This is a genomic window from Burkholderia oklahomensis C6786, from assembly GCF_000959365.1.
Classification (GTDB): domain Bacteria; phylum Pseudomonadota; class Gammaproteobacteria; order Burkholderiales; family Burkholderiaceae; genus Burkholderia; species Burkholderia oklahomensis.
The window spans coordinates 608,298-634,254 of record NZ_CP009556.1; the positions used below are offsets into that span (position 1 = coordinate 608,298).

Sequence of the window (25,957 nt, forward strand, 5' to 3'; positions counted from 1 at the left end):
GCGGGCACGCGGCCACTTGCCGAAGATGCCGGAACGAGGCGCAAGCCGTTTGGGGCGCCGCGATATCCCAGCCGTGAGACGCGCCGCGATCCGCCCTCCCTGTTCTCCGAATCGATCCGGGAATAAGTCACTCGCGCAGGCGTTTACTGCACGTACCGTTCGCTGCAGGAAGTGTTCATGCCTTTGCTCAGGCAGGCGTGTTTGCGCGCTCGATGAATCGGCACATGGCAATCGCTCGGCTCTTGGCAACTGCGGCGTCTCGATGCAAAGGAGGCAGCCATGCGTGTCGCTTACCGAATCGTCATTTTCGCCAATGTCGCCGCGCTCGGCGCGATTTCGAATGCCGCCTGCGCACAACACACCATCAAGGCAACGTTGCAGTCGGGCTCGATCCAACTCGACACACACAACGTAAAGGCGGGACGCGTCACACTTGACGTCAAAAATTCCGCGACCAACAACATGGAGCACGAACTCGTCGTGCTGAAGACGGATCTTGCCGATGACGCGCTGCCCGTTAGCAAGGGGCAGGTGCTCGAGCAGAAGCTGAGAAAGATCGGGGAAGTCGAGGATATCGCACCGGGTAAGAGCAAACGGATGTCATTCAAGCTCGCGCCCGGCCGCTACGCCCTGATCTGCAACAGGCCGGGACACTATGCGGCGGGCATGCACACGGCACTTGTCGTTGCACCGTGAAGCGTTTGGCGGGTCGGGTCGAATACGGGGACACGCCGCACGCGACGATCGCGACGCCATGAGGCAGGTTCGCGATGACAAACTTGTAGATGTCGTTACGTGTGAGTAGTATTAACTACATGATCGACATTTCGACTTGGTCGCTTCTTGTTCTGACCCTGCCTACGGAGAACGCAACGGCCCGCATGCGGTTCTGGCGCGCGCTCAAGGCAAAGGGCTGCGCGGTGTTGCGCGACGGCATTTACCTGCTGCCGTATACAGAAGAACTGAGTGCATGCTGCGCGAACTCGCGGGTGCGATCGCCGAAAGCGGCGGCACCGCCTACCTGTTGCGCGCGCCGAGCCTCGACGCGTCGCAAGAGCGGGAATTCCGAGCGCTTTTCGATCGCGATGAGGACTACGCCACCTTCGCACGAGGCCTTTCGGATGCCCGCAAAACACTTTCAGGGCAATCGGCCGCCGAACTGGCTCGACTGCTGCGCCGCCTGCAAAAAGACTACGAGGCCGTCCGGGCGATCGACTACTTCCCGGGCGACTCGGCAACCCGTGCGGAAGTCGCCTGGCAGGACTTCATCGCGCTGGTCGACACTGTGCTGTCACCGGGCGAGCCGCACGCAGCGGATTGCGCAATCCGTCTGCTTTCTATCGACGAGTATCAAGGGCGCATCTGGGCGACGCGTCAGCGCATGTGGGTCGATCGCGTCGCCAGTGCATGGCTGATTCGCCGTTTCATCGACGCACGAGCCCGCTTCGTCTGGCTCGCGTCGCCGACGGATTGCCCGCCTCACGCGCTGGGATTCGATTTCGACGGCGCCACGTTTACCCATGTCGGCGAGCGTGTGACGTTCGAGGTACTGCTAGCGAGCTTCGGGCTCGACAAGGATCCTGCGTTGCTGCGACTCGGCGAGATTGTGCATGCGCTCGACGTCGGCGGTCCTGCGTTGCCCGAGACGGTCGGATTCGAGGCAGTCGTGGCCGGCACTCGCCGACGTGTCGAGAACGACGATCACTTACTGGAGCAGATGGGCTCGGTGCTCGACTCGCTTTACGCGTATTTCGCCTCGAATGGGAAGAACGAGGCCTCGGAGCGCTCATGACCACCGTGACGGCGACTGCGCCGACCTACTCATTGGGCCAGCTGGTCGGATACGTGCTGCGTCTTGGCACGTTCGGCTTTGGCGGACCGGTTGCGCTTGCAGGTTATATGCGCCGGGATCTCGTCGAACGACGCGGCTGGATCACCGAGGCGGACTACAAGGAAGGGCTCACGCTGGCCCAGCTCGCCCCCGGACCGATGGCTGCCCAGCTCGCGATCTATCTCGGTTACGTCCATTACCGTGTCATCGGTGCAACTCTCGTCGGGTTCGCGTTCGTGTTGCCGTCGTTTCTGATGGTGCTCGCGCTCGGCTTCGCGTATGCGCAATTCGGGGGGCTGTCGTGGATGCAGGCGGTCTTCTACGGCGTCGGGGCCGCGGTGGTCGGCATCATCGCGACGAGCGCGTACAAGCTCACGACGAAAACCGTCGGCCATGACAAGCTGCTCTGGGCCATTTTCCTGACACTCGCCGCCGTGACCTTCATCACGGAATCGGAAATCGCGTGGCTCTTCATCGTCGCCGGGCTGATCGGCTGGCTTCGGCGCGCTCCGCCCAATTGGCTGCACAAGAGCGGCTTGCATGCGCTTGTCGGCGCGAACCTGCCCGCCGCAAGCGGCCTGCTGAGCGGTGTCAATCTTCCGCTGCTCGGACAGATCGGCGTGTTCTTCGCGAAGGCCGGCGCGTTCGTGTTCGGGTCGGGACTCGCAATCGTGCCGTTCCTGTATGGCGGTGTCGTCACCGAGCATCACTGGCTCAACGACAAGCAATTCGTCGACGCGGTCGCGGTCGCGATGATCACGCCGGGTCCGGTCGTGATTACCGTCGGCTTCATCGGGTACCTGGTGGCGGGTTTGCCCGGCGCGTGCATCGCCGCGCTCGGCACGTTCCTGCCGTGCTATCTGTTCACCGTCATCCCGGCGCCTTACGTCAAGAAGTACGGACACCGTCCCGGTGTCAAGGCGTTCGTCGACGGCATCACCGCGGCGGCCGTCGGCGCGATCTCGGGCTCGGTTCTCGTGATCGCGAAGCGTTCGATCGTCGATGTCCCGACTGCCATCCTCGCCGTTGTGACCGTCGTTCTGCTTTGGCGCTTCAAGAAACTGCAGGAGCCGGTGATCGTGATCGCAGCGGCACTCGTCGGACTGGTGGCGTACCCGTTCCTCCATCGTTGACTCGTCGCATTGCCGGGAGGCGAAAATGACACGCCAGACAAACATGTCGGCCACCGGTCCGGGTACCTTCGAAAGATTGGGCGCGGATATCCGATGAATACGGGGAAACGGAAACCGTCATCGACGTTCGGACCAACCGACGCATCGCAACGATTCCGCTCGAAGGCGAGGCCGGCAATTCGCAATACGAATCGGTCTCCCGTCATATCTTCGTGAACGTCCAGACGCGACGTCAGGTTGTCGAAATCGACCCGACGACGGATCGTGTCGTGGGCCGCTTCGATCTGCTGGGTGTCAAAGGCAATTACGGCCTGTTGTCGATCCGCGCAATTGTCTCGCCTTTATCGCGTGCGAGGGCAACGACAAGCTGATTGTCTTTGATATGCGCTCGAAGCAGGTTGGCCAATCGTTCAATACCGGGGCCGAGCCGGACGTACTGGCGCTAGACCCGACACCGGGCATACTTTATATCGGGGGTGAAACAGGTACGGTTTCGATATTCCGCGTGAGCGGCGCCAGGGTCGAAAAAATAGGCGAAGGGCATCTCGGACCCAACGCGCATATTGTCGGGGTCGACTCGGCAACACATCAGTCGTTCTTCCCACTGAAGAATGTTCGCGGGCGGCCGATGCTGCGCGTCATGGCCCTCCGATAACAAAGGTGGTCGGCCCGACACGGTAACGGAGCCGCGTCGCCATTTGTAGCCGTATCCCTGGGATAGCCCGGCGTGTCGCGTCGTTTACTCATCAGGCGACTCTGTACCAAGCGGCAAACCGCTACCGCGGCGTCGTGAATCGGCGCAAACAAACCAATGTGCCGAGTTTGCCAGTGACGTCGTGTGTCAAGTGGTCGGGGTCAATGCAGGAGCCGATCATGCGCAACTTGCTTCGTTTCGGGATGGGACTCGTCGATCTTGGCTTTTCCGCGTCTGCCTTTGCTCAAATGTATGACGATCTGCCGGCCTACGGCACCAATTGCCGTGCGGTCCTCGGGCAGGCGGATATCGACGGCACGGTGCAGCAGGTCGTGGGGCGTGCGTGCCTGCAAAGTGACGGAACATGGCAGATCGTGCAAAGTCCCGATGGTAGCGTTCTGTGGTATCCGCTCGCGGCCTACCCGTACCCCGACCCCTGGTATTGGGGGCCGCCGCTTTTCATCGGCGCGGGCGTGAGCTTCATCTTTGTCGACCGTTTCCATCACTTCCGTCATTTCCATCGCTTTGATCACTTCGGTCACTTCAATCAGATGGATCATCGCCGCTTTGGTATGCCAATGGGAACAGGCTTTCACCGTGGTCCATTCCCTGTCGGTGGGGCCCGCGGGTTCGGCGGAGTCCATCGGTTCGGCGGAATGAGCGGCGCTGGCGGAATGCGGCGGCACTAGCCCAACGTCTCCAGTTTGCACCTGTCATTTCGCATAGCCGAAGCGGATCACGTCATGTAAGCGGTCCGCGTCGGCACGTCCAGCGTTGACGGGCCAATAAACGCCGTAGAACGTTGGGCCGCTCTGCCTCCATGGCGCTGACCTCACCTTGAGTCGCGACGCCATAGCTCGGCGGCTTGGCAGGCGGAAACCGGAAGATCCGCTCGCTTTTGCACCAGCACGCCGAGTCCGGCGCCAGGCTCGTCGACTGCACGCCACGACAGATACGGCTCGCCGCGCAGCGTCACGGACGTCTCGTCCAGATGCCAGGTGGTGCCTGGCTTGCGTCGTGCTGCTTTGGCGCATTGGGCGAATGCAGCGCTGAATTTGTCGCACCGGCAATGGATCGTTTCGCCCGTGACCACGACATCTCGCTCGAGCAACAACTCCTCGATATCTCGTAGGCTCGGGCTGAATCGGGAATACCAGCGAACGACGCAGTTGATGACGACAGCAGGGAAACGGTGGCCGTGATAAAGCGATTTCGTCTTCGTCATCATTTCGTTCTACCGTGGCCTTCCGCCAACCTGACAGAGCCGGTGAGACGGCTGCGGCTGTGACGGCGCCCGACGCGCGTCTATTCGAGACGTGCGGGGCACGTCTTGCGACGCGCCGTCCGTGCTGAGCGGCGGCCCATGCGTGTAATTGTCGCGTTCGCCCACCGGCGATTGGACGCCGCATGCCAAAGATAGAAAATAAAAAATCGATGGCGGAAGAGAAGGTCGAAAATCGAAAGTCAAAGTCAAAAGAACATGGCCGAACATCACGGTGCGTACGCGACTTCCGTCGGAGCGTCGCGACGCTCGCGTTTCGAATCCCATGGCGGTGCGACTGACAGAATGGTTTCGCTCTCAAGGCGAATCGGCGACGAACGGCGCGATTTGATAAGCGGGCGCGCGGGCGATGCGCTGTCGTGTGCCACCTGCTTCGGACATTGATGGATATACGATTGCGATGCGCGAAATAGAAAAGGATTTACGGAAAACAAAGCAGCATTTTATGTGCGGCTTTATTGAGATCGAGCATTGCAAATAAAAAAATGTGTACGCGGCAAATCGCGCCGGCGCTGATTGTGCGATAGCCTCGCGGGCCACGAATAGTGGATTGTTGCAATTAAATGATTTATTAAATTATTGTGTCATAATATGCAACAGTTGTCGCACATTACATCGAGGTCGGGATAGCGTGGTTACACGAAAGATACATGTGCCGAAATATGGGACACAGCTCGGAATCGTCTTGCTCGACGACCATGAAGTCGTGTTGCGAGGCCTGGCTCATCATTTGAATCGGGAGAGCGACATCACGGTACTCGCGATGTTCGACAATTCGCGTGAGCTTTTAGACTATCTGGTACGAAAATCCGCAGAGCTCGAGTACGTCGATTACGTCGTCCTGATCGACTACGTGCTCGGTCCAAAGGACGTCGACGGCGTCAGCCTGATCCGGCGCCTGCGCATCAAATTTCCCACTTCCCGGCTTCTGGTGGTGTCCGCGCATCATCAGCCTTCTCTCGTCAAGCTGGCGATCATGGCCGGCGCAAACGGCTACATCGGCAAGGAGCGTCCGCTGGTCGAACTCGTATCCGCCATTCGGCGGGTCGCGGCCGGTGAGTCGTATGTTCATCCGTCGCTGTCGGATCGAGACGACATGATCGTGTCCGCTTCGAGGGAGCGAGGCAAGGACGGCGGGATGCCGACGAACCTCGCGTCCGTGTTGACGCCACGCGAACTGGAAGTGCTGCGCCTCGTCATGGAAGGGTGCGAGGTCGGCAAAATCGCCGCGAAGCTCAATCGCAGCAACAAGACGATCAGTACTCAGAAGATGAGCGCCTACCGGAAGCTGGGCATATTGAGCGACGTGGAGTTGTTTAAATTGAAACGGGATCTCGTCAGCCTCGAGCGCGCGGACGGCGCGTTGGCCGACGTCGGCCGTCACGGCGAGTAAGCTTGCGCGCGCGCCGGCGAAGTCGCGATCGACGGGGCGACGGCCGGCGCGCATCGCGACCGACAGACGCGTGCGTCCGGGCTGGCGGCATGCTCATGCGCGCGTGTCGGGCTGCCTACTTGCCGGCGTCGCTGCGTCGGCTGTTTCCGCCGGCCCGGTCATTCCGGCCGGCAAGCATCGCGGCTGGTCGTATGTGCAGCGCATCCCGTGTGCCGGCGGCTGGGCCGACGGCCGGGCGGCGTCGATCGCCGTGAGCTGCCGCTGCAGGCGAATCGCTTTTTCGCTCGCCACCCGATGGTCGGTCGAATTGTTCGCGTTCGCGAGCGTGTCTTCGAGCGATTGCGCGAGCTCCGCGACCGATCCGAATCCCAGGCTTTGCGCCGCCCCTTTGATTCGATGGACAGACGCCTTCGCCGCCGGGAAGTCGTCCCGTTCGAGCGCTTCGCGCGCCGTGCGGATATCCTCGTCGCAAGTCTTCCTGAACAGCTCGACGAGGCACCGGCCGGCCATGACGTCGTCTCCGTACGAATCGTTCGACGGCTCCGACACGAGAAGGTCGGCAGGCGCGCACCACAGATCGATCATCGCCGCGAGTTCCTTGAGTATCAACGGTTTGCGCAGGACGCCATCCATTCCGCTCTCCATGCAACGCTTCAGATGCTCATCGCTGGTCTGCGCCGAAATGGCGACGATCGGCAAATAGGGCAGTGACGTGCTGCGGGCCGAGCGAATCCGGCGGGCGACCGTGTAACCGTCAAGGTCGGGCAGGTTGCAGTCCAGCAGCACAATTTCGTACGCGCCGCGCTCGACTTCGTCGAGCGCAGCTTGGCCGGCGTCAACCAGCGTTGCATTGCAGTGAAGCGCGGCGAGCTGTATGCCGATCATTTGCAGATTGACCGGATGATCGTCGACCACGAGTACGACGGGCCGCGCGCATCCTCGCAGGGCCGGTTCCGGCTCGGCGTAGCGTTTTGCGCTGGCGCACGTTCCCTTTTCGCACACCTCGACCGGGATCGTGACCGACACGGTCGTGCCGGCGCCTTTTCTGCTTTCCAGCCGGATCAAGCCACCCATCAGCGTCACGAGCTCCTTGCAGATGGTCAGGCCGAGGCCCGTTCCTCCGAAGCGGCGCGTCGTCGACGCGTCGGCCTGCTCGAAGGCCTCGAACAGATTGCGTTGCCGGTCAGCCGGAATGCCCATGCCCGTATCGTGAACCGTCAGCTTCAACTGCGCGCGGTTCGACGTCGCGTCGTCGTCGACGCTCAACGTCACGTTGACCCATACCCCGCCCGCTTCGGTGAATTTGATCGCATTCGAAATCAGATTGACGATGATCTGCCGAACGCGTGTTTGATCGATGTAGACGGTCAGGTGCTCCGGCGCGTCGATGTTCAAGACGATCGGCAGACCTTTCGGGCGGGCCTGTTCCCGCATCAGAAGCACGGCGCTTTCGGCAACCACGTGAATATCGCTCGCGACTTGCTCGAGTTGCAATTTGCCCGCGTCGAGCTTCGCGATGTCGAGGACGTCGTCCAGGATCACCAGAAGATTCGCCGATGCGTTGATCGCGGTATCGGCGAGTTGCTTTTCCAGCGGCGGCAAGTTCGAGCGATTGAGCAGGTCGATCGCCGCGACGATGGCGTTCAGTGGCGTGCGGATCTCGTGACTCGCGACCGCGATGAAACGCAGCTTGCGCGCCTCGCTTTCTGCCTTCAACTGGTATTGGATGCGAAAGCGGATCGCCAGCAGCCCGAGCATGCACAAGACGACGAGGCCGATCGCGATTTCGATGGCGTAGTAGCGTGCGATGGATGCCCATGACGGCGCGCCGAAATCGGAGCTTTCGATCCATTTGTCGACCATCATGTCCATTTCACGCGCGGTGAGCGAGTTCAGCGATTTGTCGATGATCGACGCCAGCAACGGCAGATCCTTGCGGGTGCCGATCGCGACCACGGCCGGCAGCGACGCGATCGCTCCCGCCACGTACAACTGGCCGCGATAGCGCCGTCGGATGAGCGGCAGTATCGTGACATCGAGACCGACGGTCACCGAGGCTTGTCCGTTCGCGACGGCATCGAGCGCTTCGGTCGTCGTCGTCGTCGCCACGAGCCGTACATGTGGATACCGTTCGCGCAGAAAGCGCTCGTAGGCGCCGCCTCCCTTCAGTGCGATCACTTCTTCCGCAATCTTGTCGAGGTCGAAGCTCGCGGTCTTCGACTCGCGCGTGACGACGATCATCGTGCCGACGAAATACGGCGTGCTAAGTATGGTGTTTTTCTTGATCTCGTCGTTTTGCAGACCGGCGGCAATCGATGGCACCATATCGACGTCATGCTTGACGAGCGCCTCGCTGAGGCTGCTCCATCGGGCTCTGTCGAGCATCTTGAACCTCAACCCGCTCACACGGGAGATGGCGGCGAGATATTCGGATGTCAAGCCTTTATGTACGCCGTTTTCAATATAATCGAATGGTTTCTGATTCGGATCCGACGTAATCCTGACAACCGGATGATTTCTAATCCATTTGATTTCCTCAGGAGTGAAAAGTGGATCGTCATTAGCATGGCAAAATACCGGGAAGCAAATAAGAGAAATCAGAAAATACCTCAAATAAAGCATGATGCGATCTCCGGGATTATCTGCGAACATGGTTGACCGATCGCTTCGGCTGGCTCGATCCACAGAGTCGATTCGCCTCGCTCGTTCGAGCAGGCGTTATTCAGGGGCTGGAGCAGAGGGGGATCGGAGCGATGCCGGGGCTTTCGCCCGGATGGCGGTGCGTCCGGCTCTCGACGTTCGCGCCGGAGCGATGCGGGCACGTTCGACGCGGTTCTGTGGACGCGAAACCATTCACGTCGCATCGACGATAGATTTCTTGATTTTCAAAGTGCTGTCCGGCCGAGGAATTTCAGCGAGGCAGTCGGACGCTCACCTCTCTTCCAATCATGATCAGGGCGGATGGAGCCGGCAGAATCCGGTTCCGTCGAATCGGCGTTGAAGACGTCGGGGAACGCTCGATAGCGCAAAAGATCCTCATGCACGCGGAGCGTATGGATTTCATCGCTCGCTCTCGTTTGCGTCGCATCCCGAGCACTGTCGGTATCGGAATTTGATATGAATGTCAAATTACCATAGAGAAGACGGGGATTGGTAGCGGGTGAAGCCGTCTCGTGTGTGTGTGTACAAAAATAGACAAATGACGCAGCGATGGTCGCGAGATTTCGGATACGTCTGATTGCGGTGGCTCGGATTGCTCCAAGAAAATGATGGCCATTCAGGCAAAACGCCGCCGCCGGGCGGCGCTGCCGGAATCGTGTCGGCGCGACGTCGGCGCGGGGAAAAACATAGCTCGTTCGAGGAGCTGTCGTGAGCCGCAAGTCCAATGCAACGCGGCCGGACAAATTGTCCGGCCTGGCGTCTCAATTGCTGTCGAGAACGCGCGCCGAAGCGGGCGCGTCGCCGTTCGTGAGCGTCGTCTGTCCGACCTGGAATCGCCGCGCGTTCCTGCCTTATCTGCTCTACATGTACCGGTATCAGGATTATCCGGCCGATCGGCGCGAGCTCGTGATCCTCGACGATTCGCCGGAAAGCAACCGCGATCTGATCGACCAGCTCGCGGCGGCCCAGTCCGATGGGGCGTCGATTCGCTACTATCACGAAATCGAGCGCATGAGCATCGGGCAGAAGCGAAACAAGCTGAATGGGTTGGCGCGCGGCGATTACATCGTCTGCATGGACGATGACGACTTCTATCCGCCGGACAAGATCCGGCATGCGGTCGAGATGATGCGGAGCCGCGGCGCGGCCATGTCCGGCAGCGACCAGATTTACATCTGGTACAGCCACATCGACAAGATTTACCGCACCTATTCGTTCGGGGCGCGGCATGCGCTGAACGGCACCTTCGCCTATCACCGCGACTATCTGAAATCCCACCGCCACGACGATCACGCCGCACTGGCGGAAGAGCGCAGCTTCCTGCGTGACTTCACGAGTCCGGTGCTGCAGATCGATCCGATGCGTTCGATCCTGTGCATATCGCACGACGCGAATACGTTCGACAAGGACTTCATTCTGGCGAGTTGCGAGCGTTCGCGATTGACGCTCGAGGATTTCGTCTCCGACGCGTATTTGCTGCGACATTACCGTCGACTCAGTCGCGCGCCGATCGAGACGCGCCCGCGCTGGGAGTGCTTCGAGCGCGTCGTCATCAATACGTCGGGGGGCGAAGCGCGGCTGGCCGCCTTTCGCGCATTGCTCGCCGAGCTGGGCGTGGCGTCCGAGCAGATCGTCGAATATCGCGCGACCGGCGTGCATGCGCGGGATGCCGCCGCCCATCTCGACATCGCACGCGCGGCGCGCGACGCCGGCTGGCGGAATTATCTGCTGCTCGACGACCGGCTGGCGTTCGTCCGCCAGGAGAAGGCGATCGCCAACGTCAATCGCCTGCTGTGCGCGATGGACGACATCCGGTGGGAGGTGGTGCTGCTCGGTGCGGACGTGCGCGACGGCGTGCCGCTCAAGACATTGCCTGGCGTGCAGAAAGTTAATTTTGCATCTGAAGCGGTCGCCTATGCAGTTAACCAGTCTTATTACGACGTGCTAATCGGCTATCTGGCGCAGGCGAGCACCATTCCGGAGGGCGCTGCTCGGTTCGATCGGGCGTGGCTGCCGCTGATGTTGAGGGATCGCTGGCTGGCGTTGTATCCGAGCTTTGCCTATCTCGACGAAATCGAAGGCGGGCGCGATCTCGCGGCCGGCTTCTTCCGGAAGATGGGGGCACCCCCCGTTAAAGCCGACGACGCGTCGCGTCAACAACCATCCCGGATCGCACCATGACCGAAATCGGAAGCTACATCCCACACTTCATCCTGCTCGGACGATCGCACATCAGCCAATGCCAGTGCGTCAGCTGCCGCGAGCAACCGCCTCTCGTCACGCACGCGTGGGCGAATCACGTACGCCATAGCGCGCTCCTTCAATGCGATACGGTGTCCCGCGAGATGTTGTTCGCGTGCGATGCGTTCGAGCTGCACGAGGAGGCGGCGATGCCGGTCGACGGCGCGGCGCTGGACGTTTGGCAGAACGACGTCAACCAGGCCTGCATCGATTTGCTGATCGTCGACGGTTTGTCGATCGGGGAGCGCATGTATGCAATCGGCGTGTTGCTGAACAAGCTTTCGAAGGGAGGTGGCGACGGGTTCGAGACGATGCGGCCGTTCGCGATGGCCAACGAGCTGATGCAACTCGCGCTGGGCGGGGCTTTCCGCACACTGTTTGGCCAGATGCCGGCGATCAGCCGCTACAAGGCCTCGTATCTGAGGCGGCTCGCGAAGATTCCGTTTCGCGTCAGTTTGGACGAATACGCGTCGAAATCGCTGAACCTCAAGCTAACCGAACTGATGTTGATGTCGGACGGCTTTCTCGATGACGCGCTGCGCGAAATCGAAGGATCGAACGAAGTGGCGATCTTTTTCGACAAGCATGACGAGACGTGGATCAACTATTTTCTCTATCGCTGTTTCCACGAAGTCTTTCCCGCCGTCGAGAAAGAGGCGTACGGCCAGATGTTTCTCGATCTGGCGCTCGATTATTTCTGCGTGCGCAGCCTGTGCGCGTTGTTGGCGAACGACGTCGAACTGGACGAGGATGTCGTGGCCGCGCTGTTTGCCGCCTGGTATCGGAGCAAGGGGCGCCTCGGTCGCGACGACCATGTCGATCCGCTACTGGTCGGCTTTTCCCTGATTTCGCACGAAGCGCCCTAGGACGGTGCCCGAGATGAAGAAAGCCACCATGCAATCGACCGACTGCCGAATCCGGAGCGATCGCGTCGCGATCGACTACCGCGATACCTATCGCTTCTTCAAGAGCCGCGCGGCGAGCGGCCGGGACAAGGTCGTCCAGGTGCTTTACCAGGACGACAACCCGGCGCTCGCGCACGCGCGCGCGCAGGCCGAGCTGGACGTGCTGCTATCGTCGATCGAGTTCGACGGGCGGGTGGTACTCGATATCGGATGCGGCAACGGCAGGCTGGCCGACGGTGTCATCGACCGGATCGCCTATTACTTCGGCGTCGATCTCGTCGCCGAATTCGTCGACGACGCGAAGCGGTCGCTAAAGGCCCGCGGCGTGCCGGACGATCGTTACGGATTTCTCGCCGCGCCGTGCTCCGGCCGCGTGATCGCGGAACTCGCGCGTGTGCGGCGGTTCGACGTGTTCCTGATGTCCGGCGTATCGATTTACCTGAATGACAGCGATTTCGCCGACTGTCTGACGAGCATCGCCCGCGCAATGAAGTCGGGCGGCGTGCTCTATTTGCGGGATCCGATCGAGACTTTCGATACGCGGCTGACGCTGCGCAACTTCGCGTCGTCGACGCTGGCTGCGGATTACAGCGCGATATATCGCGGCGCGGTCGATTATCTGGGGATGATCGGGCGCAATTTCGACGGAACGTTCGACGTCGGTCCGCTGACGCCGATGTATCGCGATGCGGATCTGAACGGGCGGCTCAGCACGAAGCAGCACTACATCGTAATCCGGAAATCATGAACGACACGCTAATCTGCTTTGACCTGGACGGCACGTTGAGCAAACAGGAGATCCTTCCGGAGATCGCCGCAGCGGCGGGAATACCGGACGAAATCGCCGCGCTGACGCAGGCGACCATCCACGGGGTCATTTCGTTCGACATGTCGTTCAAGCTGCGCGTCCGGCTCCTTCGGGACGTGAATCCCGAGAAGATCAGCGCGCATCTCGCCGAGACGATCGAGATCAACGAATACATCGTGCAATACATGCGGGACCGCAACGACGCCGATTACGCGATCGTTACGGGCAATCTGGATTGCTGGATTCGGGACCTCGTCGGCCCGCTCGGCGTGCCGTGCTTCAGTTCCGTGGCGGACGTCAAGGATGGTCGGCTGAACGGCATCGAGTACCTGATGAGAAAGGACGAGCCGGTTGCCGCGCTGCGCCGCTCGTATCGCCGGATAATCGCGGTGGGGGACGGCGAAAACGACATCGCGTTGTTTCGTCACGCCGACGTAAAGATCGCGTTCGGTGGCGTGCACGAACCGTCGCTGAATCTGATGAATCAGGCGGACTACATCGTTTATTCGAGCAGGTCGCTATGCAAACTATTAAGCATGCAGTGATACCGTGCGCCGGCGTGGGCTCTCGACTCAATCGCGGGATATCGAAGTCGCTGACCGAAATCGGCGGAACCACGTTGCTCGCGCGCACGTTGCGCGCGCTCGCCAGCGTGCCGAACGTGTTCGTGATCGTCGGCTATCAGAAGGAACGCGTGATTCAAGAGGCATTGCGCCATCGCAACGACCTGGTGTTCGTTCCGAACGAATACTACGATCGCACCAACACGCTTTACAGTGTCAAGCTCGCGAGCCGCATGATCGACGAAGATTTCCTGCTGGTAGACGGCGACGTAGTGTTCTGCCCGATATCGTTCGAACTGCTGCTGACCCGCTTGTCCCGCTGCGACGGGCCGGCTGTCGGCTACAGCCGCAGGATGACCGACGATGGGGTCCGGATGACGTTGACGAGACAGATCAACGGCGTCGCGTGCGCGGGTTTTCATCGGGGCGCGGGCGATTGCGAGTGGACCGGCATCGCGAGACTGAACAACGATGTGCTGCGGCGCGACGCGCTGTTCGTCTACGAAACGATTGACACAACCACGCCGGTACCGGCGTTCGAAGTCGATTCGATGGATATCGATACGCCAGCCGATCTCGCCGTCGCGCAACGACTATATGACAGGCAATGAATCCGAAGAAGAAAGTGCGGCTCCTGTTTCAGGCCGCGAGCCATTGGTACTGCTATGCGTCGGTCTACGACGCGTTCCGGCGCGATGAACGCTATGACACGTCGATCGTCGCACTGCCGTACGTCAGGAACGGCAGGCAGATTGGCATGCCGTCATGGACCTTCCTCTCTGAACAGAACGTGCCTTTCGTGCATTACGAGAACTACGATCCGGTGCTCGACGCGCCGGACGTCGCGTTTCTGCACAATCCCTATGACGAGACCCGTCCCGACGCCTATCATGCGAAGGCGCTGCACGCGCGCGGCATCCGGATCGCCTATATTCCATACGGGCCGGACATGGGCGCGGGCGCGGCGAACTGCCGCTTTCAGTATCGGATGGAGACGCACGTGCTCGCATGGAGAATCTTTGCGCGCTCGGAGCAGCATCGTAGACGCTTCCAGCAGTATCTTCCGGGCAGCATCCGACGTGTCGTCGCGACCGGTCATCCGAAGCTCGATCAATCGTATCGCGCGTCATCGGACAATCCGCTGACCGCGCGCGTCGGCGATCGGATGGTCGTGCTGTGGAACCCGCATTTCTCGGTGGGTTTTCCCGCAGATCTGCGCTGGTCGACGTTTGACCGCTATCTCAAGTTCTTCTGCGATTTGAGCGCGCGACGAGACGACGTCGCGATCGTTTTGCGCCCCCATCCCAATCTCTTCGATATGCTGACGCTGACCGCCGAGGGCGCCGCGGTCGCGCGCGCCGTGATGGCTTTTTCGCAAATGCGCGAGAACTTCGTGATCGATCAGTCGCCGTTGTATCGGCACGCGTTTGAAGCGTCGCATGCGTTGATCACGGATACGAGTTCGCTGATGTACGAGTATCTCGCCTGCGACAAGCCAATCCTTCACCTCGAATGCGAAGGAGGCGCGGGCCTCAACGCGGACGCCGAGCGCATGATGAAGAGCTTGGCGCGCGCGCGTTCGGAGCGCGAGATTTTCGATTTCGTCGACGCTGTCGCGGCGGGTCGTGACGAGAAGCGCGCGAAACGGCGGCGCATGATCGCCGACGTCCTTGGCGTACGCGATGGCGGGAACGGTCACCGCATCAAACAGGCGATCGACGAATCCGATCTGTGGGCATGAAGAACGCGCGGGTTTCGTGTTGCGAGCGGCGACGCAGCATCGCGTTTTCCCGCGTGAATCGAAGGCAAGGAATTTAAGTCGGCGGGAAATTGCGACGCCTAGTTCCTGTGGGGCGACGGCAGTTGTCCCGTTTGCAAAACTTCAATCTCACACAGGAAATCGACATGCTGAGTCTGCATACCAATATCGCATCGATGCGCATTCAAGGCGCGCTCGCGAACTCTCAGGCAAACCTGACCACGTCGATGACCCGTCTCGGTACGGGCTATCGCATCAATTCTGCGGCCGACGATGCCGCGGGGCTGCAGATTGCGACGCGTCTGCGCGCGCAGCACAGAGGCATGGAAGTGGCGCGGGACAAGAACGCAAGCAATGCGAAGTCGATGCTGCAAACGGCAGAGGGAGCGTTCGCCGAAGTGGAGAACATCGTCCAGCGCATGAAGGATCTCGCGACGCAGGCCGCGGATTCGAGCTACACGCAACCCGATCGCGACGCGATGCAGAAGGAATACGATGCGCTTGGCAACGAGCTCATCAACATCATCGGCAACACGTCGTACGGCGGCGAAAAGCTGTTCGCGCAGGCGAACGGTTCGGGCGGCGTCGGCGCCGGCAAGCTGACGAAGGAGATGAAATTCCAGATCGGCAACACGGCGGGCGAAGTGATGACGCTGGACGTGTCCAAGGCGCTGGAAGCGGTGACGAAGGCGTTCGACGACATTTCGGCCGTGTTCAAGGCGGGTGCGTCGGGCGTGTCCGGCGGCGGCAAGGACATTGCCGCGGCGAAGGACGCGAACGCGATGCTGGACAAGCTGTCCGCCGCGCTCGATTCGGTCGGCGGCATTCGTGCGGAAATCGGCGCGGGGCAGAACCGGCTCGACCACGTGCGCGCGAATCTGGCGAACATGTCCAGCAACACGAAGGACGCCGAAGGCAGCATCCGCGACGTCGACTACGCGAGCGAAGCGGCGAACCAGGCCAAGCTGACCATCCTCCAGCAAGCTGGCGGCTCGATGCTCAAGCAAGCGAGCCAGATGAGCCAGCTCGTGCTGTCGCTGCTGCAGTAAGCGCGGGAACGCGTGGCGATCGCGCGCTGACGGCGCGATCCTGGCCGTCGACGCCGCTCCGCCGAGCGAGCGTCGGCGGTTCCCGCCGTGCCGACGCGTCCGGCGCGCGCGCATCGGCCGTCATGCGCGGCTCGTCACGCAAACGGGCGGATGCGGCCTGATTTTCTCTGAAAACGCCGGAGCGGACGAACGCACATCCGGCATTTGCCGCTAGCATGGCCGCACGGTCGGTCGCTGCCGGCTCGACGCGCGGTCGAAGGTCGAAGGTTCCCAGCGGCAATTCGGTTATCTAACGAAATGCGTTCGGTCTTTTGCCGCGCGATGCCGGCGGCCGGTTCGACGCACGCGTCGTTCCGCATCCGGCAACGCGAATCCGGACGGACATGACAGAACAAGCGGTGAAATTTCATGCAATTGGTTATCGGCATATTCCTGGTACTGGGCGGCGTATTCGGCGGTTTCATCCTGCATGGCGGCGCGCTGAGCAGCATCTGGCAGCCTACCGAAATTTTGATCATTCTCGGGGCGGCGTCGGGGGCGCTCGTGATGGGCAATCCGCGCAGCGTGCTGATCGAAATGGGCGTGCAGATCAAGAAGGTCATTGCCCGCAAGGGAAACGGCACTGAGTTTCAGCGAGAGTTGCTGCTGATGCTGTATGAACTGCTCGAGATGGTGCGTGACGGCGGATTGAAAGCGCTCGATCAGCATGTCGAGGAGCCGCGCGAAAGCGAACTCTTTCAGAAATACCCGATGATCCTCGCGCAGCCGCAATTGATCGCGTTCATCGTCGACAATTTCCGGCTGATGGCGATGGGGCGCATCACACAGCACGAGCTCGAGAGCATGCTCGATCAGGAACTCGAAGCAATCGAAAGCGAATTGATGCGGCCATCGCGATCGTTGTCGAAAGTCGCCGAGGCGATGCCCGGATTCGGCATTCTGGCGGCCGTGCTCGGCATTGTCACGACGATGGCCAATATCGGCGGAAACGTGTCCGACATCGGCTTGCAGGTGGCGGCCGCGATGGTGGGCACGTTCATCGGCATCCTGCTTTGCTACGGCGTGCTGGAGCCGCTCGCGAGCGCGATGGTCCATCGCGTCAACAGCGAGATATCGGCGTTCGAGTGCGTGAAGGTGGTGTTGTGTGCACAGGTGGCAGGCAAGCCGACGCTGCTTGCTGTCGACGCCGGCCGCAAGCTGATCCAACTGGACGTGAAGCCCAGCTTCTCGAAGCTGGAATCGTGGATCGGCGACATTTGACGTTGGCGCGGAGACGCATGCAATGAACCCGAATAGAGATGCCGGACACGGACCGACGATCATCAAGCGCGCGGGCAGGCATCACGAGGAAGGCGGCGGCGGCGCGTGGAAGGTGGCGTTCGCGGACTTCACGCTCGCGCTGATGGCGCTCTTCATGGTGTTGTGGGTGATGAACGTGACGCCCGAAGACGAGCGCAGGCGCGTTGCGGCGGAGATCGCGGGGAAGCCAATCTTCGAAGGGGGTGTCGGCATTTTCGAGCAACGCAGTCGCAAGCTGGTGCTCGTTCCTCACGACGAGCTGCCGCGCGGACGCGCGCCCGAGCCCGCCGACGCGAAGGAGCGCGACGACACGATCGATACGTTGGAAGCGCGCCGCAAGCTGGCCGCGCGCATTCGCGCGGAGGCGAACGCGCTTGGCATGGACGGAAATGTCGACGTCGCGATCAACGACGACGGCGTGCGCGTGACGATCCACGACTCCAGCGAAAAAGGCATGTTCGCGCGCCGCAGCGACGTGCTCGACCTGCAGTTCGATGCGTTGCTAAAAGCGCTCGCGCCGGTGCTGTCGTCGGTAACCAACAAGCTCGTGATCGTCGGACATACCGATGCGACGCAATACGCCGGTGCCAGTGTGTTCAGCAACAACTGGAGCTTGTCGAGCCGTCGCGCGTTGCGCGCCCGTCAGGCGTTGATCGACGGCGGGCTCGGCGAGCCGCAGCTGTTCCAGGTGTCCGGCATGGGCGACAGCATACCGGCTGTGCCCGACGATCCCCGCCACGACGTGAACCGCCGGGTCGAGCTGTTGTTGCTGACGAGCCAGGCGGCGGACACCTGGAGCCGCATGTTGCGCAGCAACGGAGTCGATGCGCGCCCGAGCGCCGACGGCTTTGGACTCGACGTCGGCCGTCCGGCGAGCGCCGTGCCGATGCATTGAAGCCTATCGCGGCGGCTGCGTCGACTCGCGGTCGCGCTCTTATCGGCAACTCGAACGCGGCGTTCGTTTCGGAGGCCGAGACGTTCGCCGGACCGTTAAGAACGTTGCGCGAAGAACACCCGTTTCGTTCCCCTCCAGCGTCCACGGCGCTGTTTGCCCGGATCGTCGCGATCCGGGCTTTTTTACGCGCATGTCCGCTCGAATCGGATCGTGACGACGCCAGTCCGGCGATGGAACGTTACATCGGATGGGCGGCAAGCGCCGTCCGTCGACGAGGGGCGTGCGAGCGCTATTTGTCGGTTTGCCGGAATGCGTAGAAACCGCGCCCGCGCTCGGCGTGCGGCAAATTGAGCGGGGGAGACGGAAGCGATTTCGGTTTTCGGCATTGTCGAACGAGACGCCGAAATCGTCGGCCGGAGGTTTCGGTTGCGTGGGCTTCGCGCAAGCCTCGGCGCCGGACGTCCGGCCCGTCGCAGCGCGGTTTTTCGACTCGCGGTCTACCGCTCACCGCTTGCGTCCACGGAACGCGGCCCGCGTCACGCGTCACGCGTCACGCCAACGAACCGATTACGCTGACTTCCCGCTGTTCCGGAATCTCATTGTAGGACAGTACCCGCAGCCCCGGCGCCAAGAGGCGTGCATAGCGGCCGAGCAGTGGCCGCAACTGTGGAGGCACGACGAGGACCGGCGCGACGCCGAGCGATTTCATTCGTTCCCTGACGCCGGGCAGGGCGGTTTGAAGATTCGCCAGCACGTGAGGCGCGATCGCGAAGTTGTCGAGCGCCACCTTACCGGCCTGCTGCGCCTGGCTGAGCGTCGTCAGTAACAGACCTTCCAGTTCGCCGGCGAGATTGAACACGGCGATTTCCGTCCGCGCGCCGACGATGTCCGTGACGATGTGCTGCCGCAGCGCGCAGCGGACTTCCGCGGCGAGCAGGATCGGATCGGTGGTCGCTTCCGCGTTGTCGAGCAGCGCGGAAGCGATCGGCACGATCGGTTTCAGCGATACGTTTTCGGTCAGCAGCGCGCGCATCACTTTGCGGATCAGGTTGTACGTCATGGCCTTTTCCAACGCTTCCTGCAGCCGCGGGGCCGCCTGCCCGAGGCGTTGCATCAGCGCGGCGACGTCGTCATGCGTGAAGATTTCCCCGAGCTGGTCGCGCAGGAGCTTGTCCACGTGCGTCGCGATCACCGACGCGCCGTCGACCACCTGATAGCCCAATCCCAGCGCATGCGCCTTTGCGTCCGGCTGAATCCACGTCACCGCCATCCCGTAGGCCGGATCGCATGCCGGAATGCCATCGAGTTCCCCGTAAACGGTTGGCGACGGAATCGCCATCAGGCGATCCGCGTGAAGCTCGGCGCGCGCGATCTCGACGCCGTTCATCAGGATTGCATAGTACGACGGGGGCAGTCCGAGATCGTCGCGTACGGTGATGAACGGAATCAGAAAGCCCATCGCGTCGCTCAGACTGCGCCGCATGCCGTCCATCCGGCGTCGCAATGGCGAGCCTTGCGCGGGGTCGATCAAGTCGACCAGCCGGTAGCCGACACGCACCGCGAGCGCGTCGACGTGGCCGATATCGTCCCAGTCGGGTTCGTTCGGCTTGGCTTCGTGCAGCGCGGTCTCGAGCGCCTGCATCTGCGCGTCGTCATCGCTTTGCGGCCGCCACTTGCCGGCTCGCCACGCGACGTAGCCGAGCAGGACCGCGAAGCCCCCGAACGGCAGCCATGGCATGCCGGGAATCATCGCGAGGATCAGCAGCACGGCGGCGCCGCTGTACAGTACCTCCGGCGACGCCAGCAGCTGCCGGCCGACCTGCTGCTCGAAGTTGCCCGAATCGCTGACGCGCGTCACGATGATCGCCGCGGCGGCGGCAAGCAGCAATGACGGTATCTGCGCGACGAGGCCGTCGCCGATCGTCAGCAGCCCGTAGCGCTGGAACGCTTCGGCGAAGCTCAGGCCGTGAATCAGCATGCCGATCGCGAGTCCGCCCAGCACGTTGATGAGCAGAATCAGGATGCCGGCGATCGCGTCGCCGCGCACGAACTTCGATGCGCCGTCCATCGCGCCATAGAAGTCGGCTTCCGTCGTCACTTCGCGACGCCGCGCCTGTGCCTGCTCCTGATTGATGAGCCCGGCGTTGAGATCGGCGTCGATCGCCATTTGCTTGCCCGGCAGCGCATCCAGCGTAAAGCGCGCGGACACTTCCGAAATCCGCTCGGCGCCCTTCGTCACGACGACGAAGTTGATAATCATCAGGATGACGAAGACCACGAGACCGACCACGAAACTGCCGCCGATCACCACTTTGCCGAACGCCTCGATGACGTGGCCCGCTGCGTCCGTTCCCTCGTGGCCCTTCAGCAGCACGACGCGCGTCGACGCGACGTTGAGCGTGAGCCGCATCAGCGTGGTGGCGAGAATGATGGTCGGGAATACCGAGAATTCGAGCGGTCGCCTGACCGAGACGCTCACCAGGATCACGACTACCGCGAGGACGATGTTGAACGTGAACAGCAGGTCCAGAAGCCACGGCGGAAGCGGCAGGATGATCATCGACAGCACGGCCAGCAGCAACGCCGGCGTCGCGTACTGGTACTGCCGCAGGTCGGCGGCCAGACGAGAGAGTTTGCTCATGGTGATTGCACTTTGGCGAGAGAGTCCGGAATGGGGACGGCGACGGGCCGGTCGGGGCGCAGGCCGCGGCGTCCCTCCTGGAAGGCTTTCAGTTGCAGGACATAGGTCAGCACCTGTGCGACGGCGCGGTACAGCGCCGACGGGATCTGCTGATTGACCTGGCTCGTGTAATAGATCGCCCGCGCGAGCGGCGGCAGACTCACCACTTCGACGCCGTGTGCGTCGGCGAGCCGGCGGATCACGAGCGCCATGTCGTCGACGCCCTTGGCGATGACGAACGGTGCGTCGGCGCGCGCGGCGTCGTATTTGAGCGCGACGGCGTAGTGAGTCGGATTGACGATCACCACGTCGGCGCCCGGCACCGTCTTCGACAGCGCGCGCTGCGCCGCCTGCCGCTGCAACTGACGGATGCGGCTGCGCACTTCGGGCCGGCCTTCGTTGTTCTTGTGCTCGTCCTTGACTTCCTGCTTGGTCATCCGCTGCCCGCGCATGAAGACGAAACGCTGGAACGGCACGTCCATCGATGCGAAAGCCAGAATCACGAGCGCGAGCGTCATCGCGCCGTCGACGAACAGGCGCGCGCCGTGCGCGATGGCTTCGGGCAGCGGCAACGCCTGCAGGCGCAGGAATGCGGGAAGCGTGGAGGCGCTCACGTGCCAGAGTACCGCGATGATCGCGAACGCCTTGGCGGCCGACAGCGCGAATGTACCGTAATGGCGCGCCGACACGAGCTTGCCGAGATTCGCGAACGGGCTCATCCGGCTCAGTTTCGGTTTGAAGTTCGCGCTCGCGAATACCCATCCGCCGGGAAACAGCGAGCCCGCGATCACCGATGCCGGAATGACGAAGAACGGCGCGAGCATCTTGACGAACAGCATGACGGGAATGGCCATCATGGCTGACGACGCGCCGTCGCGGGAGCCGTCTGCGAGAACGGCCGCGAACAGCGTGCGGAAATCGGCGAGCCAAGACGGCGACAGCGCGAGCAGCACCTTCATCGAGATCAGCACGCCGATCGCGGTCGACAGATCGCGCGAGCGCGGGATCTGCCCTTGCTTGCGCGCTTGCTTTAGCTTCTGCGGTGTCGCGCGCTCGCTCTTGTCGCCGGAATCTCGGTCAGACATGACGTGCGCTCAGGTAGCGGTCCAACAGCTCCAGTACGTGCTGGGTCAGACGGACATAATGGTCCGGCAGATGCGGCAGCATGTAGCCGAGCATGAGCAGGCCGAACACTGTCGTGATCGCGAAGCCGAGCGAAAACAGGTTGATGCCGGGCGTCGCGCGGGACAGATAGCCCTTGCCGATCTGCAGGACGAGCGTGGCGAAGACGATCGGCGTCGCGAGGAGCGTCGTCGACGCGAACAGCCAACCGACTTGGTACAGCAACGGCTTGAGCGACAGCAGGTCGACCGGTGAGCCGACGGGCCAGACCCGGAAGCTCGTATAGAGGATTTGCGTCACCACCAGGTGCGCATCGATCGAGAAGAACAGCAGCATGTAGACGACGAGCAGCACGCTCGAGATCGCATCCGAGGAGGTTCCGTTGAGCGGATCGTTCATCACGGCCATCGCGAGGCCCATCTGCGACGCGATCAGATAGCCGAGCATCATGAAGATCGCAAGCGTGAAATGGAGCATCGTGCCGAACAGCAGACCAATCAGGATCTGCTCGGCCGCGACGAGCGCGCCCCGCGCCGAGAAGGCGGCGACCTCGACCGGCGCGACGGCTGGCAGCGCCACGACGGCGAGCAAGAGCGACAGCATGACGCGCGCGCGTAGCGGCACGGTGCTTTCGCCGACGATCGGCGCGGCGCTGAGCGCGGCGAGAATCCGGCAGAACGGCCACCAGATGCGGGACAGCATCTCGGGCGCGGCGGACATGAGTGCTTCCACGGCGTCAACCTGCGAGCTGCGCCGCGCGGGTGAAGATGGCGACGCAATAATCCATCAGCGTCTGGACGAGCCAGTGGCCGGCGAACACGAGCACGCCGAGCGTGGCCAACAAGCGGGGCAGGAAACTGAGCGTCTGTTCGTTGATTTGCGTGGCGGCCTGGAACAGCGCGACGACGAGGCCGATCACGAGGCCCGGCGCGATGATGAGCGCAACCATCACGACGATGATGCGAATGGCGTTGCCGACGAGTTCGACGGCGAGATCCGGTGTAAGCATCGGTCAGTAGGCCTGGATACTGGTCGCGAGCGTATCGACGGTGAGCGTCCAGCCGTCCACCAGCACGAACAGCAGGAGCTTGAGCGGCAGCGAGATGACGAGCGGCGACAGCATCATCATCCCCATTGCCATCAACGTCGACGCGACCACGAGGTCGATGATGAGGAACGGCAGGAACAGCATCGAGCCGATTTGAAACGCAGTCTTCAGCTCGCTCAGCATGAATGCGGCGGCCTTGACGACGAACGCGTGGTCTTCCGGACGCGCGAGGTCCTTTTCGCCGGCGAGTCGGGCGATCTGTTCGAGGCTTGCCTTGTTCGTCTGCGCCAGCATGAAGCGCGACAGTGGCAGCTGCGCGCGATCGACGGCCTCGCGGAACGTGATCTTGTCCAGATCGTACGGCTCGATCGCGTTGCGCCAGACGTCGAGGCCGACGGGTCGCATGACGAGCAGGGTCAGCAGCAGCGCCACGCCCGCGACGACGCGAGTGGGCAGGCCCTGCTGCAAACCGAGCGCTTGTCTGAGCAAGGCGAGCACGATCACGAAGCGCAGGAAGCTCGTTGTGACGATTGCGAGCATCGGGAGCAGCCCGAGCAGCGTCATGAACAGCAGAATTTGCGTCTTGACGCTGTAGTCGCTCGGCAGGCCGAGCGATTCGAAGGGTAGCGCGAGTGGGTCGGCAGCCGCGGGCAGCGCGGCGGCCGCCAGCATGAACGCGAGCGCGGCGCGCGGAAGCGACCGTTGCCGCGTCATGGCGCGAAATCTCCAAGTTGCTCGAGGTCGAGCAGCTTGAGCCCATAGTTGTCGCCCGACACCACGACCTCCGCGTGGCCGACCGGCGTTCCGTTGATCTTGATCAGCAGCGGCTCGCCCGCGAGGCGGTCGAGCTCGAGCACCGAGCCTTCCTCGATCGCCATCAGTTCGGCGAGCGTGATCGTCGCGCTGCCGACTTCGAGCGTCAGCTGTACAGGAATTTTCGCGAGCAATTGCATCGGATCGCGCCGCGGCCGTTCGATGGCGTCGGCGGGCGAGTCGGACGCTTCGGGTGCGAGATCGTCGAGCAGGACGTCGAGATCAGGTTGATCGGTGGGTTCCATGCGTTACTCCGTGGGTTCAAAGGACGTGAGGCACAGCTTGCCGTTGTGTTCGACGATCGACGCCGAATAGAGCTGCGAGTCGCCAGCCAGCACACGGGCGTTCGCGTGCAGTCTCACCGGCAGCACGCTGCCCGGCTTCAGATGGAGCAGGTCGCCGAACGGTATCCGCCGCTCCATCAACTGGGCAGTCAGCCTGATGCGCAACGCGCCGGCGAGCAGACGCGGCTGTTTGCGCGCGGGCGCGCCGCGCCGCTGGCCGGCCGTCAGGCCTGCGAACAGACGTTGCTGCCAGCCTTCGTCGAGCGCGAACTGGATTTCGCCGACCGTGCGCCGCAACGCATCTTCCACATCGCACGCCACGAACAGGACGGGATGGCGTGAATGCGCGGCCGCACGTGGAATGGGCGCGTCATCGGCGCGCGTCGCGGCGGGGTCGATGCAATGTGCGGTGACGCGAACTAGATTCGTCGCGACCTTGCGTGCGAATCGGCGTTCGGTGGCGGTTTCGGCGGCTTCGGCGATCGAAGCGGCTTCTGCATTTCCGGCGGAGGCTTCGGCGGTTCCGGAATGCGATGCGGTCTCGGCGTCCGCTACGTTCGCGATGTCGGGACGCGAAAGCGCGTCGTCGGCGTCCCGTTCGTTTGCCGCCGCGTCGCCGCCGTCGGCCGACGGTGGGTCGGCGGACGCAAGCGCCTGGTTCGCGCCGCGCGTTGCCGGCGTCCCGCAGCGGCCATACCGCAAGTCGAGCAGCGTCAACAGCAACCCGCGCTCGAGATGCACGCCGATCACGGCGCCGTCCATTGACTGCCGCTGCCACGCCCATGACTCGACGGCCGGCGCATGCGTCGTGAACGTCACGCGGCCGATCTTCAGGGACGAGCCGTTGCATCGGCTCACGCACGTTTCGAGAAAGTGCGTGAGCCGATGCCCGAGCTCGACGCCGAACGCGTCGAGCAGATGCGTGGGGCGGCCCAGCATGCGCGGATCGATCGTCTTGCAACGTGCGGACTTGCTTGAATGAGTAGCCATCGGTTTAGTTTCCGCTTGGGTCCTTTTTTTAAAACGGCAGTTTTTCGGCACTTTCTGGGAGTGTCGACAAAAAATGACTGCTGCCGTCCGGTTCGGAGAGCGTGGAAATTAAAAGAAAAGATTGTTTAAAAATAACCGGGCGCACCGCTTGAAGGTCTGCATCTGAAGAAATAACGAATCAATTCGATCGGCCGGCGATTTCTTGATTCGCCGATACAAAAGGCAAATCGAAATCGAATCGAAAAATCACGTGCGGTATTTTTATCCGATCGACGGGGCGGCGCGAGTGAATTGTTCGCAATGCGGCGCAGCCGCCATGAAAAGTCGCGAATTCCCGTGAACGCATCGTCTTGCGCCGCGAGGCATTCCTTGCGGGACGGGGCCGGCGTGCGAATCCGGCTGGCGGCGGCGCGCTGTCGCCGCTCGCATCGCGCGGCGATGGTGCGAGCCTGCCGTCAAAAACACCGTAGCGGATTTTTCACGCGATATAAGCGTTGTTCAGCGTTA

The 25,957-nt window shown here is 62.1% G+C and carries 21 protein-coding genes and 3 pseudogenes; 15 read left to right on the forward strand and 9 right to left on the reverse strand.

What is annotated here, in order from left to right; translation table 11 throughout:
- Positions 1-279: 279 nt before the first annotated feature.
- The 5 genes and pseudogenes from BG90_RS20695 (at position 280) to BG90_RS20715 (ending at position 4,347) form a co-directional block, all read left to right on the forward strand.
- Complete coding sequence (locus BG90_RS20695; RefSeq protein WP_010117645.1) at positions 280-696, forward strand: cupredoxin domain-containing protein; 417 nt, start codon at positions 280-282, stop codon at positions 694-696.
- A 119-nt stretch (positions 697-815) separates the two neighbouring features.
- Positions 816-1,792: pseudogene (locus BG90_RS20700) on the forward strand (chromate resistance protein ChrB domain-containing protein).
- Positions 1,789-2,964, forward strand: a complete 1,176-nt coding sequence (locus tag BG90_RS20705; protein WP_025990081.1) for a chromate transporter — start codon at positions 1,789-1,791, stop codon at positions 2,962-2,964. Before BG90_RS20700 ends, BG90_RS20705 begins: the two are co-directional and overlap by 4 nt.
- A gap of 86 nt (positions 2,965-3,050) precedes the next feature.
- Positions 3,051-3,619: pseudogene (locus BG90_RS37440) on the forward strand (YncE family protein); the annotation flags it as partial.
- 218 nt (positions 3,620-3,837) lie between these two features.
- Positions 3,838-4,347, forward strand: a complete 510-nt coding sequence (locus BG90_RS20715) for a hypothetical protein (RefSeq protein ID WP_025990083.1) — start codon at positions 3,838-3,840, stop codon at positions 4,345-4,347.
- Between the two features lie 197 nt (positions 4,348-4,544).
- On the opposite strand, the pseudogene BG90_RS33465 reads toward BG90_RS20715, so the two are convergent.
- Positions 4,545-4,883: pseudogene (locus BG90_RS33465) on the reverse strand (IS6 family transposase); the annotation flags it as partial.
- Positions 4,884-5,625: 742 nt separating this feature from the next.
- Between BG90_RS33465 and BG90_RS20720 the strand changes: the two are divergent.
- Positions 5,626-6,333 (forward strand): LuxR C-terminal-related transcriptional regulator, encoded by a 708-nt coding sequence (locus tag BG90_RS20720; protein ID WP_232239176.1) that lies wholly within the window; start codon positions 5,626-5,628, stop codon positions 6,331-6,333.
- Positions 6,334-6,426: 93 nt separating this feature from the next.
- Here the strand turns inward: BG90_RS20720 and BG90_RS20725 are convergent, their stop codons facing one another.
- Positions 6,427-8,985, reverse strand: coding sequence for an ATP-binding protein (locus BG90_RS20725; protein WP_232355240.1), 2,559 nt, complete (start codon positions 8,983-8,985; stop codon positions 6,427-6,429).
- Between the two features lie 717 nt (positions 8,986-9,702).
- On the opposite strand from BG90_RS20725, the gene BG90_RS20730 reads away from it, so the two are divergent.
- The 9 genes from BG90_RS20730 to BG90_RS20770 all read left to right on the forward strand — a co-directional run bounded on the left by BG90_RS20730 (position 9,703) and on the right by BG90_RS20770 (position 18,513).
- A complete protein-coding gene (locus tag BG90_RS20730; RefSeq protein ID WP_234419681.1) occupies positions 9,703-11,175 on the forward strand; it encodes a glycosyltransferase family 2 protein in 1,473 nt (490 codons plus the stop codon).
- Positions 11,172-12,101 carry a hypothetical protein gene (locus BG90_RS20735; protein WP_010117653.1) on the forward strand — a complete coding sequence of 310 codons (930 nt, stop codon included), beginning with the start codon at positions 11,172-11,174 and terminating at the stop codon, positions 12,099-12,101. The genes BG90_RS20730 and BG90_RS20735 overlap by 4 nt, the downstream gene beginning before the upstream one ends.
- Positions 12,102-12,114: 13 nt before the next feature.
- Positions 12,115-12,888, forward strand: coding sequence for a class I SAM-dependent methyltransferase (locus BG90_RS20740; protein WP_010117654.1), 774 nt, complete (start codon positions 12,115-12,117; stop codon positions 12,886-12,888).
- The gene (locus tag BG90_RS20745; RefSeq protein WP_010111040.1) at positions 12,885-13,493 is read left to right on the forward strand and encodes an HAD-IB family phosphatase; all 609 of its coding nucleotides are present in this window, start codon (positions 12,885-12,887) and stop codon (positions 13,491-13,493) included. The genes BG90_RS20740 and BG90_RS20745 overlap by 4 nt, the downstream gene beginning before the upstream one ends.
- On the forward strand, positions 13,469-14,122 hold the full coding sequence (locus BG90_RS20750) for a phosphocholine cytidylyltransferase family protein (protein ID WP_025990086.1): 654 nt from the start codon (positions 13,469-13,471) through the stop codon (positions 14,120-14,122). Before BG90_RS20745 ends, BG90_RS20750 begins: the two co-directional genes overlap by 25 nt.
- Before the next feature lie 338 nt (positions 14,123-14,460).
- Positions 14,461-15,252, forward strand: a complete 792-nt coding sequence (locus tag BG90_RS20755; RefSeq protein WP_232355239.1) for a CDP-glycerol glycerophosphotransferase family protein — start codon at positions 14,461-14,463, stop codon at positions 15,250-15,252.
- Between the two features lie 164 nt (positions 15,253-15,416).
- On the forward strand, positions 15,417-16,319 hold the full coding sequence (locus BG90_RS20760; protein ID WP_025990087.1) for a flagellin N-terminal helical domain-containing protein: 903 nt from the start codon (positions 15,417-15,419) through the stop codon (positions 16,317-16,319).
- A gap of 408 nt (positions 16,320-16,727) precedes the next feature.
- Complete coding sequence (motA, locus tag BG90_RS20765; RefSeq protein WP_010122062.1) at positions 16,728-17,579, forward strand: flagellar motor stator protein MotA; 852 nt, start codon at positions 16,728-16,730, stop codon at positions 17,577-17,579.
- 22 nt (positions 17,580-17,601) lie between these two features.
- Entirely contained in the window at positions 17,602-18,513 is a 912-nt protein-coding gene (locus tag BG90_RS20770; protein WP_010122060.1) for a flagellar motor protein MotB, read from the forward strand.
- Between the two features lie 550 nt (positions 18,514-19,063).
- Here the strand turns inward: BG90_RS20770 and BG90_RS20775 are convergent.
- Genes BG90_RS20775 through BG90_RS20805 form a run of 7 tightly spaced genes read right to left on the reverse strand, consistent with a single transcriptional unit; the run spans position 19,064 to position 25,501 of the window.
- Positions 19,064-21,154 carry a flagellar biosynthesis protein FlhA gene (locus tag BG90_RS20775; protein ID WP_010122058.1) on the reverse strand — a complete coding sequence of 697 codons (2,091 nt, stop codon included), beginning with the start codon at positions 21,152-21,154 and terminating at the stop codon, positions 19,064-19,066.
- The gene (gene flhB, locus BG90_RS20780; RefSeq protein ID WP_010122057.1) at positions 21,151-22,278 is read right to left on the reverse strand and encodes a flagellar type III secretion system protein FlhB; all 1,128 of its coding nucleotides are present in this window, start codon (positions 22,276-22,278) and stop codon (positions 21,151-21,153) included. The genes BG90_RS20775 and flhB overlap by 4 nt, the downstream gene beginning before the upstream one ends.
- The gene (gene fliR, locus BG90_RS20785; RefSeq protein ID WP_025990522.1) at positions 22,271-23,047 is read right to left on the reverse strand and encodes a flagellar biosynthetic protein FliR; all 777 of its coding nucleotides are present in this window, start codon (positions 23,045-23,047) and stop codon (positions 22,271-22,273) included. Before fliR ends, flhB begins: the two co-directional genes overlap by 8 nt.
- Before the next feature lie 4 nt (positions 23,048-23,051).
- Positions 23,052-23,324 (reverse strand): flagellar biosynthesis protein FliQ, encoded by a 273-nt coding sequence (gene fliQ, locus BG90_RS20790; protein WP_010111031.1) that lies wholly within the window; start codon positions 23,322-23,324, stop codon positions 23,052-23,054.
- Positions 23,325-23,327: 3 nt separating this feature from the next.
- Positions 23,328-24,077, reverse strand: a complete 750-nt coding sequence (locus BG90_RS20795) for a flagellar type III secretion system pore protein FliP (protein WP_010111030.1) — start codon at positions 24,075-24,077, stop codon at positions 23,328-23,330.
- Positions 24,074-24,421 (reverse strand): flagellar motor switch protein FliN, encoded by a 348-nt coding sequence (fliN, locus tag BG90_RS20800; protein WP_010111029.1) that lies wholly within the window; start codon positions 24,419-24,421, stop codon positions 24,074-24,076. Before fliN ends, BG90_RS20795 begins: the two co-directional genes overlap by 4 nt.
- Before the next feature lie 3 nt (positions 24,422-24,424).
- Positions 24,425-25,501, reverse strand: a complete 1,077-nt coding sequence (locus BG90_RS20805; protein WP_234419682.1) for a FliM/FliN family flagellar motor switch protein — start codon at positions 25,499-25,501, stop codon at positions 24,425-24,427.
- Positions 25,502-25,957 lie beyond the last annotated feature (456 nt).